The sequence below is a fragment of the Gordonia rhizosphera NBRC 16068 genome (assembly GCF_000298195.1).
GTDB classification, from domain to species: Bacteria; Actinomycetota; Actinomycetes; order Mycobacteriales; family Mycobacteriaceae; genus Gordonia; species Gordonia rhizosphera.
The window spans coordinates 25,515-40,149 of the sequence record NZ_BAHC01000046.1 but is presented as its reverse complement, the minus strand read 5'-3'; the positions used below and the strand labels follow the sequence as shown (position 1 = coordinate 40,149).

The following is a 14,635-nucleotide window of genomic DNA, read 5'->3' as shown; positions in this document are numbered from 1 at the left end:
TGGCCGCTGACGATACCCTAGGGGGTATCTGGCGGCAAGGCGTTCACGGGCCGTCGGCAGTGTGACTTCGACTACTATTGTCCGGCGACGCGGCGCAGTCGCGTGAGCGATTCGCGAAGGTGGGTGGTGAGGGGCTCTGTGTTGCCGGGGGCGACCCAGCAGGCGAACGCCACCTTGAACACTCCGATCCCCATCTCGGCGGCCAGGCGTGCGGTCGTCTCATCGGACCCTCTGGTCTGCAGGCACCGTGACACCGCTGCGGTGAGCGACGTCATCTTCAGTGACTCTCGTTCCTGGAGTTCGGGATTCGCGCCGATCACCGACTGTCGCTCGCGCGCAAACGGTAATCGAGGGTCATCGAAGAACCGCGCGGCGGCGTGATCGAGGGCTTGGCCGATCGCATCCAGGGGTGGCAGATCGGGTGGGCATGACGCGAGGCTCTCGACGATGGCGTTCTCGAGGCTGTGTCCGCCGTCGAACAGGACCTCTCGCTTGTCGCCGAAGTGGCGGTAGAACGTGCGTTCGGTGACCCCTGCGCGTGCGGCGATGTCGGCCACCGACGTCTCGTCGTAGCCACGTTCGACGAACAGTGCGAGAGCCGCCCCCTGGAGGCGCTCGCGTGATCCCGTCGGCCATCGTCCCACCCGTCGAGAATACGTGATGACAGGACCTGACATCAGGCGTACGGTTGGTGATGTCAGAAGGTGACATCACCACTGACATCACTGCTGCTCGAGGCGTGACAACGCCGAGCGAAGGAGAATCTCATGCGGGTATTCGTAACGGGTGCGTCCGGACATGTGGCGTCGGCGGTCATTCCCGAACTGCTGGCCGCCGGTCACGAGGTCGTCGGGCTCGCCCGGTCCGGCACGTCGGCCGCGGTGGTGGCCGACCTCGGTGCCGAGGTGCGCCGGGGTGATCTCGACGATCTCGACGGTTTGGCCGTCGAAGCTGCAGACGCGGACGGCGTGATCCATCTGGCGTTCAAACACGACCTGATGCAGTCGGGTGACCTCGCGTCCGCCGCCACCGCCGACCTCGCGGCCATCCGGGCCATCGGGGATGCGCTAGCCGGCTCGGGCAAACCGTTGGTCGGTACCTCGGGCACTCTGCTCCTCGCGACGATGGGTATCACCGGCAGAGCCGGTACCGAATCCGACGCCTTCGCGGGCGGCTACCGCATCGACGCCGAGAACGCGATCATCGCTTTGGCCGACCGCGGTGTCCGGTCCTCGGTGCTCCGATTGCCACCGTCGGTGCACAGTGACCTCGACCACCAGGGGTTCGTGCCGGCTTTGATCGGCTTCGCCCGTGACAACGGGTTCGCCGGGTACCCCGGTGATGGCACCAACCGGTGGCCCGCCGTCCACACCCGCGATGCCGCGCATCTGTACCGTCTGGCGCTCGAGTCGGCGCCCGCGGGAACCCGACTGCACGCGGTGGGCGACGAGGCAGTGGAGTTCCGACAGATCGCCGAGGCGATCGGTCAGGGACTCGGCATCCCGGCGACCTCGGTCGGCCCCGACGACGCGCAGGCCGCATTCGGATTCCTCGCCTCGTTCGTCTCGGTCGACAACCCGACGTCCGCGGCGATCACCCGCGAACTGATGGACTGGAAACCGCAGCAGCCAGGACTGATCGAGGACATCGACTCGGGCCACTACTTCGCGTGACGACCTCGCTCGATCTGGTCAGATCACGGCCGCCAGAAGCCGACGTGGACCTCGCGGGCGGCGGGGATGGCGAAAGGCCCGCGCACCGTCGTCGGATGCGCACCACGCGCGAACACCTCCCGACATGGTAGATCGAGGGTCGGATTCTCCGGGTCGGCGCCGGTTATCGACAACAGGTCTGACTCGCTCAGTGCGAACACGACCGTCGAGATCCGCGCCCAGTAAATCGCGCCGGCACACATCGCGCAGGGCTCCGTGCTCGTGTACAGAGTCATCGACTCTCGTTCGTCCGGGCGGAACCGTCGCCCCGCGAGGCGGACCAGATTGGTCTCGGCGTGACCGGTCGGATCGCGATCGGTGGACACGGTGTTCTGTGCCTCCAGCACGATCCCGCCGTCGGCGTCGACGAGCAACGCGCCGAATGGGTGGTCGCCACGGGCCCGGGCGGCCGCGGCGAGTTTGACCGCGCGTTGCAGGAGCGCTATGTCGTCCATGACCGCATCGTCGCACGCGCGGCCCTCGCATGGCGGCACAGAAGATGGCTCGCCGGTGGCGATTCAGGCGAATCCTGCGGTGCCACCACGGCTTTTCCCAAATCGACCCGTGCGGGCAAACCCCCTGGCAGCATGTTTCCATGACTTCGGCGGCGACCCCGAAGGGACTGCGCCGGCGGTCTCGGCTCATCGAGGCCGCTGGAGCATTGTTGCTGGAGGGTGGCTTCGACGCGGTGCGTCATCGGGCCGTCGCCGAGCGTGCCCAATTGCCGCTGGCGTCGACGACCTATTACTTCGGATCGCTCGAGGATCTGATGGCCGAGGCGGCCGCCTGCGTGTACCGCAACGACGAGGACTGCATCGCGGCCCGCCGCGACGCGCTACCCCGACGACGACGCGGAGGGTCGGCCACCGCCGATGCGCTCGCCGAGGTGTTCGTCGGGCCCGACACCACGATCCAGACACTGGCCGCGCGCTATGAGACCATCGCGTTGGCCGCTCGGCACCCGCGCCTGCGTGACGTCGTCATCGATCGGCGGGTGCTGCTCTCGGAGATGCACTCCGAGGTGTTACACAAGTCGTTTCGCAAGGCCGATCCGGTGCACGTCGGACAGCTGATCGCCCTCGAGGACGGCGCGGTCGTCGGTGCGCTCGGCATGCGGCAGGGCACGCCCTACGCCGCGGCCCGGGACGCCCTGCACGAGGTCATCGACGTCCTGGCGCCGCGCGACGGGTGATCGATCAACGGTCGAATGAAGGGGGAGTGTTGACGATGTGGGGAACCGTGGTGGAACGCTGTGTGCGGCGTTTCGTGCTGTCGGTGTCGGTGACCGTCGGGGCGGCCGCGATCCTGACGTTGCCGGCCGGCACTGCGGCCGCGGCACCGGTCGGCCAGGTCGACGCGGGAGTGCCGTTCTCCTCCGTGGTCTACGGCACGGGTTGTCTGTATGACCTGACGGTGCCGGTGAACGCTTCCGGCCAGGTGACGTTCTGGGAGCGGAATGCCGCCGGCGGGCCGGAACAGCTCATCGGGTCGGCGATGGCCGAGGGTGCGATCGCGACCATCCGCTGGGTGCCCCGTCAGATGGGTAGTCGACAGTTGTATGCGAAGCAGGGCGGTGTCACCGGACCGATCGCCGTGGTACCCGTCCATCAGGGCCACGGGTCCGCGTGGGCATGCTGGGCCGTGTGACCTGAGGTCGTGTGTGTCGGGTGGCAGATGTGGTGCGACTGAGGCACGTCCTAGACTGTCCTCGTGCCCAAGCCTGTCATCTCCAACGTCCTGGCCAGCCGGTATGCGTCCGCCGACCTCGCCGAGATCTGGTCGCCGCGCCACAAGATCGTCCTCGAACGCCAGCTGTGGATCGCGGTGCTCAAGGCGCAGCGGGATCTCGGGATCGATGTGCCCGCCACCGCGATCGAGGACTACGAGAAGGTCGTCGACCAGATCGACCTCGACTCCATCGCCGCTCGTGAGCGCGTCACCCGCCACGACGTGAAGGCCCGGATCGAGGAGTTCAACGATCTCGCCGGCCACGAACAGGTCCACAAGGGCATGACCAGCCGCGACCTCACCGAGAACGTGGAGCAGCTGCAGATCCTGCGCTCGCTCGAATACGTACACGCCCACGGGGTCGCGATGCTGGCGCGCATCGTCGAGCGGGCGGCCCAGTACTCCACGGTGGTGATGGCCGGGCGCAGCCACAACGTCGCCGCGCAGGCCACCACACTGGGAAAGCGGTTCGCCAGTGCCGCCGACGAGCTGATGATCGCGCTGACCCGGGTGCGTGAACTCATCGACCGCTATCCGCTGCGCGGCATCAAAGGCCCGATGGGCACTTCCCAGGACATGCTGGACCTGCTCGGCGGTGACGCCGCGAAACTCGCCGACCTCGAGGCCCGCGTCGCCGATCACCTCGGCTTCGCGCGGTCGCTGACCTCGGTCGGCCAGGTGTACCCGCGCTCGCTCGACCATGATGTCGTGTCGTCGCTGGTGCAGCTGGGTGCCGGCCCGTCGTCGTTGGCCCACACCATCCGGCTGATGGCCGGCCACGAACTGGTCACCGAGGGTTTCCAACCCGGGCAGGTGGGCAGCTCGGCGATGCCGCACAAGATGAACACCCGTAGCTGCGAGCGGGTCAACGGGCTGCAGGTCGTGCTGCGCGGGTACAGCTCGATGGCCGCCGAACTCGCCGGAGCGCAGTGGAACGAGGGTGACGTGTTCTGCTCGGTGGTGCGCCGCGTGGCCCTGCCTGACGCGTTCTTCGCCATCGACGGTCTGATGGAGACGTTCCTGACCGTGCTCGCCGAGTTCGGCGCCTACCCGGCGGTGATCGCCAACGAACTCGACCGCTATCTGCCGTTCCTGGCGACCACCAAGGTGCTGATGGCCTCGGTCCGCGCGGGCGTGGGCCGCGAGACCGCGCACGAGGCGATCAAGGAGAACGCGGTCGCCGTCGCACTCGCCATGCGCGAGGAGGGACGCGAACCCGATCTGCTCGATCGTCTGGCCGCCGACGACCGCATCCCGCTCGACCGGGCACAGCTCGACGAGGCGTTGGCCGACAAGAAGGCGTTCGTCGGTGCTGCCGAACAGCAGGTCGCCGACGTCGTCGCGGCCGCAGAAAAGCTCATCGCCCAGTATCCCGACGCCGCCGCCTACAGCCCCGCGCCCATCCTCTGAGCGCGCCTCGGTGATCGGCGCTGCTGAAAACGGCTCCAGCGGCGCCGACCGAGGGGATATCCCCTCGGTCGGTCGTCAGAGGGACAGCTTCAGTCGGAGGTCGCTGAGCTGTCGGCGTGCCCGAGGTTCCAGTCGGGGAGTGCGATGTCGCGGATCAGGCGTTTCAGGGTGACCGCGTCCGGGAATCCGCCGTCACGTTTGCGCTCCCAGACCTGCGTGCCGTCGACGTCGATGTGGAACACGCCGCCCGTGCCGGGCACCAGCGTCACCGAGCCCAGCTCGGTGCCGAAGGTGTTCAGCAACTCGCTCGCCATCCACGACGCCCGGAGCAGCCAGTTGCACTGGGTGCAGTAGGTGATCGTGATCTGCGGGCCGGTCATGCATTGCAGCGTGTCATACCTCTAAGGTCGAAGCCATGCGTCCCGCACTGGATACGTACACCCACCTGGCGTCGGGCAAGGTCCGTGAGATCTACGAGATCGACTCGGACACCCTGTTGCTGGTCGCCTCGGACCGGATATCTGCGTACGACCACATCCTGACCCCGGCCATCCCGGACAAGGGCCGCATCCTCACCGCGATGAGTTTCTTCTGGTTCGACGTGCTCGGGGTGGCCAATCACCTGGCCGGCGGTCCCACCGACGAGCGTATACCGGCCGAAGCGGTCGGGCGGGCCATGGTCGTCCGCAGACTGCCGATGGTCCAGGTCGAATGTGTGGCCCGCGGGTATCTCACCGGCTCCGGACTGATCGACTACCGCGCGACCGGCGCGGTCTGCGGGGTCCGGCTGCCCGAGGGACTCGTGGAGGCGAGCAGGCTGCCCGAGCCGATCTTCACGCCGGCGACAAAAGCCGCCCAAGGGGATCACGACGAGAACATCAGCTTCGAACGCGTTGTCGAGCAGGAAGGCACCGACCTTGCCGAACGCCTGCGCACGGCCACCCTCGACATCTACGGACGCGGTGCATCGCTGGCCGCCGACCGGGGAATCATTTTGGCCGACACCAAGTTCGAGTTCGGCCTCGGCGACGACGGGGAGCTCGTCCTCGCCGACGAGGTGCTGACCCCTGACTCGTCGCGATATTGGGAGGCGGCGACCTACCGGCCCGGCGAAGTGCAGCCGAGCTTCGACAAGCAGATCGTCCGCAATTGGCTGACCGGGCCGGACTCGGGGTGGGACCGGGTGGCCGATGCGCCTCCTCCGGCGCTGCCGGAATACGTGGTGTCCCGGACCCGCGCACGCTATATCGAGGCCTACGAATGGATTTCGCAGAAGTCCTTCGCCGACTGGCCGGATCACGAGTAGTAGGAGATGAATGTGAGTTCCGACGTCAGCGCCCCGGTGGCCAAGCGCGTGCGCAGCGAACGCACCCACCACGGGGACACCTTCGTCGACGAGTACGAATGGTTGCGCGACAAGGACGATCCCGAGGTGATCACCTACCTCGAGGCGCAGAACAAGTTCACCGACGCGCACACGGGGCAACTCGACGGCCTGCGCAAGCAGGTCTTCGCCGAGATCAAGAGCCGCACACAGGAAACCGATATGTCGGTGCCGAGTCGGCGCGGACGGTACTGGTATTACGGCCGCACCGAGGAGGGCAAGCAGTACGGAATCCGCTGCCGTTGCCCGATCGCCTCCGACGACGACTGGACGCCACCGCAGGTGCGGGCAGACTCCCCGCTGCCCGGTGAGGAGATCCTCCTCGACGCCAACGTGGAGGCCGAAGGCCACGACTTCTTCAGTCTCGGCGCCCTGACCGTCAGCGATGACGGGAACTGGCTGGCCTACAGCACCGATGTCATCGGCAACGAACGGTACACACTGCGGTTCAAGAACCTTGCGACCGGCGAACTGCTCGATGAGGAGATCGCCGACACCGCCGGCGGCGCGCTGTGGTCGGCCAACGCCGCGCACGTCTTCTATCAGACCGTCGATGAGGCGTGGCGCCCGGACACGGTGTGGCGCCACGACATCGGCTCCGACACCGACGACGTCAAGGTCTTCCATGAACCCGACGAACGCTACTGGGTCGGGATGGGGTCCACCCGTAGCGACAAGTACCTGGTGATCGGGGTCGGTTCCAAGATCACCTCTGAGGCGTATGTGCTCGCCGCCGACGACCCGACCGGTGAATTCCGCAGTGTCGCACCACGTGTCGAGGGTGTTGAATACAGCGTCGAGCACGTGGTGATCGCCGACGACGACTATTTCGTCATCGTGCACAACGAGGTCCGCGACGGCGTCAAGGCGGAGAACTTCGCCATCGACATCGCGCCGGTCGGCGACCCGACGCAACGTCGCGAACTCATCGCCCATGACCCGGACCTGCGGATCGAGGACCTCGACGCCTTCCGCGACTACCTGGTGCTGTCCTATCGTCGGGCCGCGCTGCCGATGATCGCGATCGCCGACCTCCGCACGATCGACGGGATCCCCGGGCGCGCCGACTTCCACGAGCTCACCTTCGAACAGGAGTTGTGCTCGTTCGGGCTCGGCAGCAATCCCGAATGGGCCGCGCCGCGGCTGCGGATCGGCTACACCAGCTTCGTCGAACCCACCGAGATCTTCGAACTCGATGTCGCCACGGGGGAACGGACCCTGCTCAAGCGTCAGCCCGTCCTCGGTGGGTATGACCCGGCCGACTACGTGCAGTCCCGCGAGTGGGCCACCGCCGCGGACGGCACGCAGATCCCGCTGTCCATCGTCCGGCGCAAGGGAGTCGACGACGACCGGCCCGCGCCACTGCTCCTCTACGGGTACGGGTCCTACGAGACGAGTATCGACCCGTCGTTCTCGGTCTCGCGGCTGTCGATCCTCGACCGCGGCGTGGTGTTCGTCCTCGCGCACATCCGCGGCGGCGGCGAGATGGGCCGGTACTGGTATGAGCACGGCAAGACGCTCACGAAGAAGAACACCTTCACCGACTTTGTCGACGCCGCACGCCACCTCGTTGCCGCCGGCTGGACGACGCCGCGGCAGATGGTGGCCGAGGGCGGGTCGGCCGGCGGGCTGCTGATGGGTGCGGTCGCGAACCTGGCGCCGGAACTGTTCAACGGCATCCTCGCCTCCGTACCGTTCGTCGATGCGCTCACGTCGATCCTCGATCCGTCGTTGCCGCTCACCGTCATCGAATGGGACGAATGGGGCGATCCGCTGCACGATCCCACCGTGTACGCCTACATGAAGTCGTACTCGCCGTACGAGAACGTCGCGGCGAAACCCTACCCGCCGATTCTCGCTCTGACCTCGCTCAACGACACCCGGGTGTTGTTCACCGAGGCGGCGAAATGGGTCGCGCGGTTACAGGAACTGAGCACCTCGGACAACCTCATCCTGCTCAAGACCGAGATGTCCGCCGGCCACGGCGGTGTCAGCGGGCGCTACAAGCAGTGGGAGGAAATCGCCTTCGAGATCGCCTGGATTCTCCAGCAGACCGGCGCCATCACCCGCTGATTCCGCCCGCCGACGGCACCCGAAATCTCGCCGACAGCAACCCGTTTCGCGCCGACGGCAACCCGTTTCGCGCCGACGGCAACCGGTTTCGCGCCGACGGCAACCGGTTTCGCGCCGACGGCACCCGGTTTCTCGTCGGCGGCACCAGGAATCTCGTCGACGGCAACCCGTTTCTCGCCGACGGAACCTCGTTTTGCGTCGACGGCACCCGGAATCGCGCCGACGGCACCCAGGATCCCGCCGACAGCAACCCGTTTCGCGCCGAGGGAACCGCGTTTCGCGCCGAGCTGGGCGCGTCGGGAAGGTTCGGTGGGCGTCAGTGCATGACGATCGGCGCCCGGTCCATATCCTCCTCGATCAACGGCGAGTTGATCTTCTTGCGGGGCAAGAAGAACGCCGGGATCAGCGTCAGCGCGATCAGCACCGTGGCGACGATGAAGGTCGAGCCAAAGGCATTCGCCGCAGCGTCGAAGAACGACGACGGGACCGGGGTGTCCTGCAGTTCGGCCGGCAGACTGTCGGGTGCGGTGTTCGATGCGATGGCCAGCATGCTCTCGGGGGCGCGCGTCAGGTTGGTCGCGAGGATGACCGCGATGACCGCCGAACCGATCGACGACGCGGTCTGCTGGACGACGTTCATCAGAGTCGAGCCGTCGGGCACCTGCGCGTTGGTCAGGGTGGCCAGCGCCGCGGACATAATCGGCATCATCGTCATACCCATGCCGAGACCCTGGACGAACAGCGCACCGCACAAGAGCCAGTACGGGGACTGCGCACCGACGAACACGAACGTGCCCATGCCGAAGAACATCAGCACGATGCCGGCCAGCACGAACTTGCCCGGACCGATCTTGTCGGTCATCCGACCGGCGATCGGCATCGTGATCATGGCGCCGATACCCTGCGGTGCCAGCAACAGGCCGGCCTGCAGGGTGGACTCACCGCGGACACCGATGAAGTATTGCGGGAACAGCAGCGCCGCACCAAAGAACGCAATCATGAACAGCGTCATCGAAACGACCGCGATCGACAGCGTGCGGTTGCGGAACAGCCGCAGATCCAGCAGCGGGTTGTTGCTGCGTAGTGCATGCGCGATGAACCCGACGATCAGCACCGCGCCGATAATGGCCGGGACCAGCACCTTGGCCGAGATGAACGTGCCCGCCTCGCTGCTCGACGACACGCCGTAGAGGAACAGGGCGAGACCGGGGGAGAGCAGGAGCAGGCCGACGAAGTCGATCGACGAGCGGTTGGTCTCGTCGTCGCTGCGCAGGGCGAACCACGAGTAGATGATGGCGACGATGCCGACCGGCACGTTGATCAGGAACACCCAGTGCCACGACGCCTTCTCGATGAGGAGGCCACCGAGGATCGGGCCGGCGATCGGCCCGAGCAGCATCGGGATGCCCAGCACGGCCATGACCGAGCCGACACGTTCGGGCCCGGCCGCCTTGGTCAGGATCATCATGCCGATGGGCATCAACAGACCGCCGCCGAGGCCCTGGATCACGCGGAACGCCACCAGCATGCCGATGCTCGTGGCCAGCGCGCACAGTGCCGAACCGATTGAGAACAACACCAGCGAGGTGAGATAGACCTTTTTGGTGCCGAAACGGGCAGCCGCCCAGCTCGACAGCGGGATGACAGCGGCCAGCGCGAGCGTGTAGCCGGTCATGGTCCACGCCGCACCCGCGGCGTCGGTGTTGAACTCCTGCTGGAAGGTGTTCTGCGCGACCGACACCACGGTGACGTCGAGGATCGACATGATCGCGCCCAGCACGACCACGCCCGCGACGATCAGCACGTGCCGATCGAGTTTGGTGTCCGGCGGCCCGGCATGCGCATGCGCCGGCATTGACGAAGAACTCATGAATCGACTTTCTGTTCGATGTCCGGACGAGAAGAGGTCGGGGTCGGGTCGATGACCCCGACGAAGTAGTCGACGTCGGCGTCGATGATCGGGTTCAGAGCGCTGCAGAGGTCCGCGCGCAGGTTGTCGGGCAGGCCGGCGACGAAGGCACGGACGATTTCCTGCTTGATGCTCAGATGCGAATCCACCATCCGGCGGCCCTCATCGGTGAGGGAGACCCGTTTGACCCGGCGGTCCGCGGTGTCCTCACGACGATCGGCGAGACCGGCGACGACGAGCTTGTCGACGGTCCGTCCGGTCGCCGCCAGTGAGAGGTTCACGTGCTCGGCGATCTCGTTGACCGACATGCATTCGGCGCCGTTCCCGTGCGCGCCGAGTGCGAACATCACGCGCAGCTGCGAGAAGGTCAGTTCGGACGCCGCGAGCGTGTCCATCGTGTGAGTCTTACCCAGGCAGGCGAGCCGGTCGAGGAAGTCGAGCAACGTCCCGCAGGTGGCCTCGACGGACCCCACGGTTACGTCGGTTGGGTCGCCGAGCGACGGCGTGGGCTCGGGCATGCAAAGAAACTAACGCGAATGCAACTATTTCTCTAGCGCAACTATCGGTGAGGTCGGCGATAGCCGGCAAAGGTTTGTGATGGGCGTCATACCGCCGGGGAAGCCTCGCAGCCGGCAGCACCGCTGAGCTAGCGTCGGAGTCGTGAGCAATGTGAAAGCCATCCCCGTCAAGGCCCTCGACGGCACCGACCTCGACCTCGCTGCCTTCGGTGGCCCGTTGCTGGTGGTCAACGTGGCCAGCAAATGCGGCCTGACCCCTCAGTACACCGGACTCGAGGAGATCGCGAAGAACTACCGTGACCGCGGCCTCACCGTGGTCGGCATGCCCTGTAACCAGTTCATGGGCCAGGAGCCCGGTACCGCCGAGGAGATCGCAACCTTCTGCTCGACCTCCTACGGCGTCAGCTTCCCGCTGCTGGAGAAGGCCGACGTCAAGGGCGACGGTCAGCATCCGCTCTACACCGAACTCGCCAAGGCGACCGACGCCGACGGCGAGGCCGGCGAGGTCCAGTGGAACTTCGAGAAGTTCCTCGTCGACGCCAACGGCAACGTCGTCAACCGCTTCCGCCCGCGTACCGAACCGACCGCCCCCGAGGTCATCGGCGCGATCGAAGCGGTCCTCTGACGCAGCGGACACCCGTCGCCGTCACCCACGCGTCGAGCGTCCACACCCATCGTCGATCGTTCGCACTCGTTCGTCGATCATTCGCACTCGTTCGTCGACCGTGCGCACCTCACGTTGATCGTGCGCACCTCATCGTCGACCGTGCTCCCGTGCGCACGCTCGACGATGGGACGTGCACGGTCGACGCGCGTGAGTGCGCACGATCGACGATGAACTGCGCACGGTCGACGCCGGGGGCGGGGGCGGCGCGGCGGCGGTGGATCGTCTTGTGCCGAACACCTGCCGGTCCGAGGCGTATACCGGCACCGGTCACCCGGTAAGCTGATCGCGGAAAACGCACCAGCGAGAACGGAGCAGCAGCCCATGGCGCGAGTGGTGGTCGATGTGATGCCGAAGGCCGAGATCCTCGACCCGCAGGGGCAGGCGATCGTCGGTGCGTTGGGTCGGCTGGGATTCTCCGGCATCGCCGATGTCCGGCAGGGCAAGCGCTTTGAACTCGAGGTCGACGACTCGGTCGACGACGTCGCGCTCGAGCGCATCGCCGAGGAACTCCTCACCAACACGGTGATCGAGAACTACAACGTCTCGCGCATCGCGGACTGAGGGCGGGTCATGACTGCGCGGATCGGCGTCATCACCTTTCCCGGCACCCTCGACGACGTCGACGCGGTGCGTGCGGCCCGGCTCGCGGGCGCCGAGGCGGTGGAACTGTGGCACGGCGACGCCGACCTCAAGGGTGTCGACGCGGTGATCGTGCCCGGCGGCTTCTCTTACGGCGACTACCTGCGCGCCGGCGCGATCGCGCGATTCGCCCCGGTGATGGGGTCGGTCGTCGAAGCCGCCGGCAAGGGAATGCCGGTCCTCGGGATCTGCAACGGTTTCCAGGTCCTCTGCGAGGCAGGCCTACTACCGGGCGCACTCACCCGCAACGAGGGTCTGCACTTCATCTGCCGGGACGAATGGCTCAAGGTCGAGTCCAACACCACCACGTGGACCAGCCGCTTCGAGCGCGGCGCCGAGATCCTCATCCCGCTCAAGTCCGGTGAGGGCCGATTCGTCGCGCCACAGCGCAAACTCGAAGAACTCGAGGGCGAGGGGCACATAGTGTTCACCTACGCCGGCGGCAACCCGAACGGCTCCGCGCTCGATATCGCGGGCATCTCCAGCCCCGACGGCCGCATCGTCGGCCTCATGCCCCATCCCGAACATGCCACCGAGGCGCTGACCGGACCCAGTGACGACGGTCTCGGCCTCTTCTACTCCGTCATAGACTCCGTGCTGGCCTCGGCCTGATGACCTCGCTGATCTGCGCCCTGGTCGGGGTCGCCATGCTCGCCCTGTGCGGGGTGGCGCTGCGGCTGTGGCCGAAGGTCGGACCCATCGCGCCGGTGGTCGCGGGAATGCTCCTCGCTCTTGCCTACGACGCCATCATCGTCGCCGTCGGCCGATTCGTCGGCTTCGGGGACGTACTGCGCGCGCTCAACGTGCCGCGCCTGTGGATCGCCGCGATCGTGCCACCGTTGTTGGTACTTGTCGCCGGATATCTGGTACGGCGGCTCGGGGTCGAACAGGCCAGTGGCCGCAACATCACGCTCGGCGGATATGCGCTGGTCGCGATGCTGATCCTGATCGGAGTCGTCGGAGCCTCACGGGCCGAACTCGTACCCGAGAAAACCGGGGACGCATTGCGCTACGTCGACGATGCGGCGTCTGGCCCTCCGGTGCCTGCGGTCATCACCGTCCTGGCTCTGATCGTCCTGGGAATGGCGGCATTTCGTTACGCCGGGTTCCCGTGGCTGTTCCTCGGTGCCATCATCATGCTGATCACGGGGGCCGCCGCTTTTGCCGTGCTGTGGATCGGCTTCCTCGGCCAACTCGTCTTGATGATGTCGGTCGTCGCGGCGATGGCCGCGGTGGCCGGCTACCGAGTGCCCGTGGTGACGGCCCTGAGAGATATGGGGTCACGAGGAGGTTCGAGGTGAAACGCGGTTCGATGACGACCAGCGCCACGGCGGCCGGGCTCGGCGGCCTCATCGACGCATCGCCGTCGCCGTTCCATGTGTGTGCCACCGTCGCAGGGGAACTGGAGGCGGCCGGCTACACCCGACTGCGCGAAGACCAGGAATGGCCACGCGCGACGGGTCGCAACTACGTGATCCGCGGCGGCTCGATCATCGCCTGGGATGCCGGTGACGGCAACGCCTTCCGGATCGTCGGCGGCCACACCGACAGCCCGAACCTGCGCCTCAAGCAGCGCCCGGACCGGACCTCGGCCGGGGTCGGCATGGTCGCGCTCGAACCCTACGGTGGAGCGTGGCTGAACTCCTGGCTCGACCGCGACCTCGGCCTGTCGGGGCGGCTGGCCTACCGCTCCGGATCGGCGGTCTCCCATGTGCTCGTGCACGTCACCGAGCCGGTGATCCGGGTGCCGCAGTTGGCGATCCACCTGTCCGACGATCGCAAGGGCGTCTCCCCGGATCCGCAACGCCACCTCGACGGGATCTGGTCGCTGGACCCCGACGGCACCGATGTGCTCGATTGGGTGGCCTCCTATGCCGGGATCGATCCCGCGTCGCTGTTGGGTTGGGAACTGATGACCCACGATGTCACGCCGTGTCGTCTCATCGGTGCCGGCGGCGACTTGCTCAGCGCGCCACGCCTCGACAACCAGGGCACCTGCTACGCGGGACTGCGCGCTCTGCTCGACGGCGCGCCGTCGCTGCACACGCGGGTGCTGGCGCTGTTCGACCACGAGGAGGTCGGCAGCGGCTCCGAGCGTGGCGCCGCGTCGGACTTCCTCGCCACCATCGTCGAACGGATCGTGCTGGCGCGTGGCGGTTCTCGCGCGGACTACCTGCAGGCGATGGCGGCGAGCGTGTGTGTGTCCGGGGACATGGCGCACGCAACCCATCCCAACTATCCCGAACGTCACGAACCGTCCCACCGCATCGCCATCAACGGCGGGCCGGTGCTCAAGGTGAACCAGAATCTGCGGTACGCATCGGATGCCGTGGGCGAGGCGATCTTCGCGCTCGCCTGCGACACCGCGGGCGTCCCGATGCAGCGGTACACCCACCGCGCCGACCTGCCGTGCGGGTCGACGATCGGCCCGATCACCGCGGCCCGCACCGGACTGGTCACCATCGACGTCGGGGCACCCCAGTTGGCGATGCACAGCGCCCGGGAGTTGATGGGTGCGGCCGATGTGGCGATGTATTCGGCTGCACTGCAGGCGTTTCTGAGCGGAAACTGACCCGCGGAGGGCCGACCGGGTCC

At 66.9% G+C, this 14,635-nt stretch carries 16 protein-coding genes; 11 read left to right on the top strand and 5 right to left on the bottom strand.

Annotated elements, in window-relative coordinates; translation table 11 throughout:
- Positions 1–74 precede the first annotated feature (74 nt).
- Positions 75–644, bottom strand: coding sequence for a TetR/AcrR family transcriptional regulator (locus GORHZ_RS04095; RefSeq protein ID WP_006330607.1), 570 nt, complete (start codon positions 642–644; stop codon positions 75–77).
- Positions 645–767: 123 nt separating this feature from the next.
- Here GORHZ_RS04095 and GORHZ_RS04090 point away from each other — a divergent pair, with 123 nt between their 5' ends.
- Entirely contained in the window at positions 768–1,673 is a 906-nt protein-coding gene (locus tag GORHZ_RS04090) for an SDR family oxidoreductase (RefSeq protein WP_006330605.1), read from the top strand.
- Positions 1,674–1,696: 23 nt separating this feature from the next.
- On the opposite strand, the gene GORHZ_RS04085 is transcribed toward GORHZ_RS04090, so the two are convergent.
- On the bottom strand, positions 1,697–2,167 hold the full coding sequence (locus tag GORHZ_RS04085) for a nucleoside deaminase (RefSeq protein ID WP_006330604.1): 471 nt from the start codon (positions 2,165–2,167) through the stop codon (positions 1,697–1,699).
- Positions 2,168–2,307: 140 nt separating this feature from the next.
- Between GORHZ_RS04085 and GORHZ_RS04080 the strand changes: the two genes are divergently transcribed.
- The 3 genes from GORHZ_RS04080 to purB all read left to right on the top strand — a co-directional run bounded on the left by GORHZ_RS04080 (position 2,308) and on the right by purB (position 4,850).
- Positions 2,308–2,904, top strand: coding sequence for a TetR/AcrR family transcriptional regulator (locus GORHZ_RS04080; protein ID WP_006330603.1), 597 nt, complete (start codon positions 2,308–2,310; stop codon positions 2,902–2,904).
- A gap of 35 nt (positions 2,905–2,939) precedes the next feature.
- Positions 2,940–3,359, top strand: coding sequence for a hypothetical protein (locus GORHZ_RS04075; RefSeq protein WP_245551343.1), 420 nt, complete (start codon positions 2,940–2,942; stop codon positions 3,357–3,359).
- Positions 3,360–3,422: 63 nt separating this feature from the next.
- Positions 3,423–4,850, top strand: coding sequence for an adenylosuccinate lyase (purB, locus tag GORHZ_RS04070; RefSeq protein WP_006330601.1), 1,428 nt, complete (start codon positions 3,423–3,425; stop codon positions 4,848–4,850).
- 89 nt (positions 4,851–4,939) lie between these two features.
- Here purB and GORHZ_RS04065 read toward each other — a convergent pair whose 3' ends face one another.
- Positions 4,940–5,230 carry an Rdx family protein gene (locus GORHZ_RS04065; protein ID WP_006330600.1) on the bottom strand — a complete coding sequence of 97 codons (291 nt, stop codon included), beginning with the start codon at positions 5,228–5,230 and terminating at the stop codon, positions 4,940–4,942.
- 35 nt (positions 5,231–5,265) lie between these two features.
- Between GORHZ_RS04065 and GORHZ_RS04060 the strand changes: the two genes are divergently transcribed.
- Complete coding sequence (locus GORHZ_RS04060) at positions 5,266–6,156, top strand: phosphoribosylaminoimidazolesuccinocarboxamide synthase (protein WP_006330599.1); 891 nt, start codon at positions 5,266–5,268, stop codon at positions 6,154–6,156.
- Positions 6,157–6,162: 6 nt separating this feature from the next.
- A complete protein-coding gene (locus GORHZ_RS04055; RefSeq protein WP_006330591.1) occupies positions 6,163–8,307 on the top strand; it encodes a S9 family peptidase in 2,145 nt (714 codons plus the stop codon).
- Between the two features lie 316 nt (positions 8,308–8,623).
- On the opposite strand, the gene GORHZ_RS04050 is transcribed toward GORHZ_RS04055, so the two are convergent.
- Complete coding sequence (locus GORHZ_RS04050; protein WP_040530103.1) at positions 8,624–10,177, bottom strand: DHA2 family efflux MFS transporter permease subunit; 1,554 nt, start codon at positions 10,175–10,177, stop codon at positions 8,624–8,626.
- Positions 10,174–10,734 carry a MarR family winged helix-turn-helix transcriptional regulator gene (locus GORHZ_RS04045; RefSeq protein WP_006330589.1) on the bottom strand — a complete coding sequence of 187 codons (561 nt, stop codon included), beginning with the start codon at positions 10,732–10,734 and terminating at the stop codon, positions 10,174–10,176. The genes GORHZ_RS04050 and GORHZ_RS04045 overlap by 4 nt, the downstream gene beginning before the upstream one ends.
- 142 nt (positions 10,735–10,876) lie before the next feature.
- On the opposite strand from GORHZ_RS04045, the gene GORHZ_RS04040 reads away from it, so the two are divergent.
- The 5 genes from GORHZ_RS04040 (at position 10,877) to GORHZ_RS04020 (ending at position 14,612) form a co-directional block, all read left to right on the top strand.
- Positions 10,877–11,359: a glutathione peroxidase gene (locus tag GORHZ_RS04040; protein WP_006330588.1), complete on the top strand. Its 483-nt coding sequence runs from the start codon at positions 10,877–10,879 to the stop codon at positions 11,357–11,359.
- A 363-nt stretch (positions 11,360–11,722) separates the two neighbouring features.
- Complete coding sequence (gene purS / locus GORHZ_RS04035; RefSeq protein WP_006330587.1) at positions 11,723–11,962, top strand: phosphoribosylformylglycinamidine synthase subunit PurS; 240 nt, start codon at positions 11,723–11,725, stop codon at positions 11,960–11,962.
- Between the two features lie 9 nt (positions 11,963–11,971).
- Positions 11,972–12,652 carry a phosphoribosylformylglycinamidine synthase subunit PurQ gene (purQ, locus tag GORHZ_RS04030; RefSeq protein ID WP_006330586.1) on the top strand — a complete coding sequence of 227 codons (681 nt, stop codon included), beginning with the start codon at positions 11,972–11,974 and terminating at the stop codon, positions 12,650–12,652.
- Positions 12,652–13,341 (top strand): hypothetical protein, encoded by a 690-nt coding sequence (locus GORHZ_RS04025; RefSeq protein ID WP_006330585.1) that lies wholly within the window; start codon positions 12,652–12,654, stop codon positions 13,339–13,341. Before purQ ends, GORHZ_RS04025 begins: the two co-directional genes overlap by 1 nt.
- 11 nt (positions 13,342–13,352) lie before the next feature.
- Positions 13,353–14,612, top strand: a complete 1,260-nt coding sequence (locus tag GORHZ_RS04020) for a M18 family aminopeptidase (RefSeq protein ID WP_040530165.1) — start codon at positions 13,353–13,355, stop codon at positions 14,610–14,612.
- Positions 14,613–14,635: the final 23 nt, after the last annotated feature.

Excerpts from the sequence above, each read along its gene's own strand:
- GORHZ_RS04025 (WP_006330585.1), top strand. The coding sequence starts at position 12,652 with ATGACCTCGCTGATCTGCGCCCTGGTCGGGGTCGCCATGCTCGCCCTG.
- GORHZ_RS04065 (WP_006330600.1), bottom strand. The coding sequence starts at position 5,230 with ATGACCGGCCCGCAGATCACGATCACCTACTGCACCCAGTGCAACTGG.
- GORHZ_RS04060 (WP_006330599.1), top strand. The coding sequence starts at position 5,266 with ATGCGTCCCGCACTGGATACGTACACCCACCTGGCGTCGGGCAAGGTC.
- GORHZ_RS04080 (WP_006330603.1), top strand. The coding sequence starts at position 2,308 with ATGACTTCGGCGGCGACCCCGAAGGGACTGCGCCGGCGGTCTCGGCTC.
- GORHZ_RS04055 (WP_006330591.1), top strand. The coding sequence starts at position 6,163 with ATGAATGTGAGTTCCGACGTCAGCGCCCCGGTGGCCAAGCGCGTGCGC.
- GORHZ_RS04020 (WP_040530165.1), top strand. The coding sequence starts at position 13,353 with ATGACGACCAGCGCCACGGCGGCCGGGCTCGGCGGCCTCATCGACGCA.
- GORHZ_RS04075 (WP_245551343.1), top strand. The coding sequence starts at position 2,940 with ATGTGGGGAACCGTGGTGGAACGCTGTGTGCGGCGTTTCGTGCTGTCG.
- GORHZ_RS04050 (WP_040530103.1), bottom strand. The coding sequence starts at position 10,177 with ATGAGTTCTTCGTCAATGCCGGCGCATGCGCATGCCGGGCCGCCGGAC.
- purQ (WP_006330586.1), top strand. The coding sequence starts at position 11,972 with ATGACTGCGCGGATCGGCGTCATCACCTTTCCCGGCACCCTCGACGAC.
- GORHZ_RS04085 (WP_006330604.1), bottom strand. The coding sequence starts at position 2,167 with ATGGACGACATAGCGCTCCTGCAACGCGCGGTCAAACTCGCCGCGGCC.
- GORHZ_RS04090 (WP_006330605.1), top strand. The coding sequence starts at position 768 with ATGCGGGTATTCGTAACGGGTGCGTCCGGACATGTGGCGTCGGCGGTC.
- purS (WP_006330587.1), top strand. The coding sequence starts at position 11,723 with ATGGCGCGAGTGGTGGTCGATGTGATGCCGAAGGCCGAGATCCTCGAC.
- GORHZ_RS04045 (WP_006330589.1), bottom strand. The coding sequence starts at position 10,734 with ATGCCCGAGCCCACGCCGTCGCTCGGCGACCCAACCGACGTAACCGTG.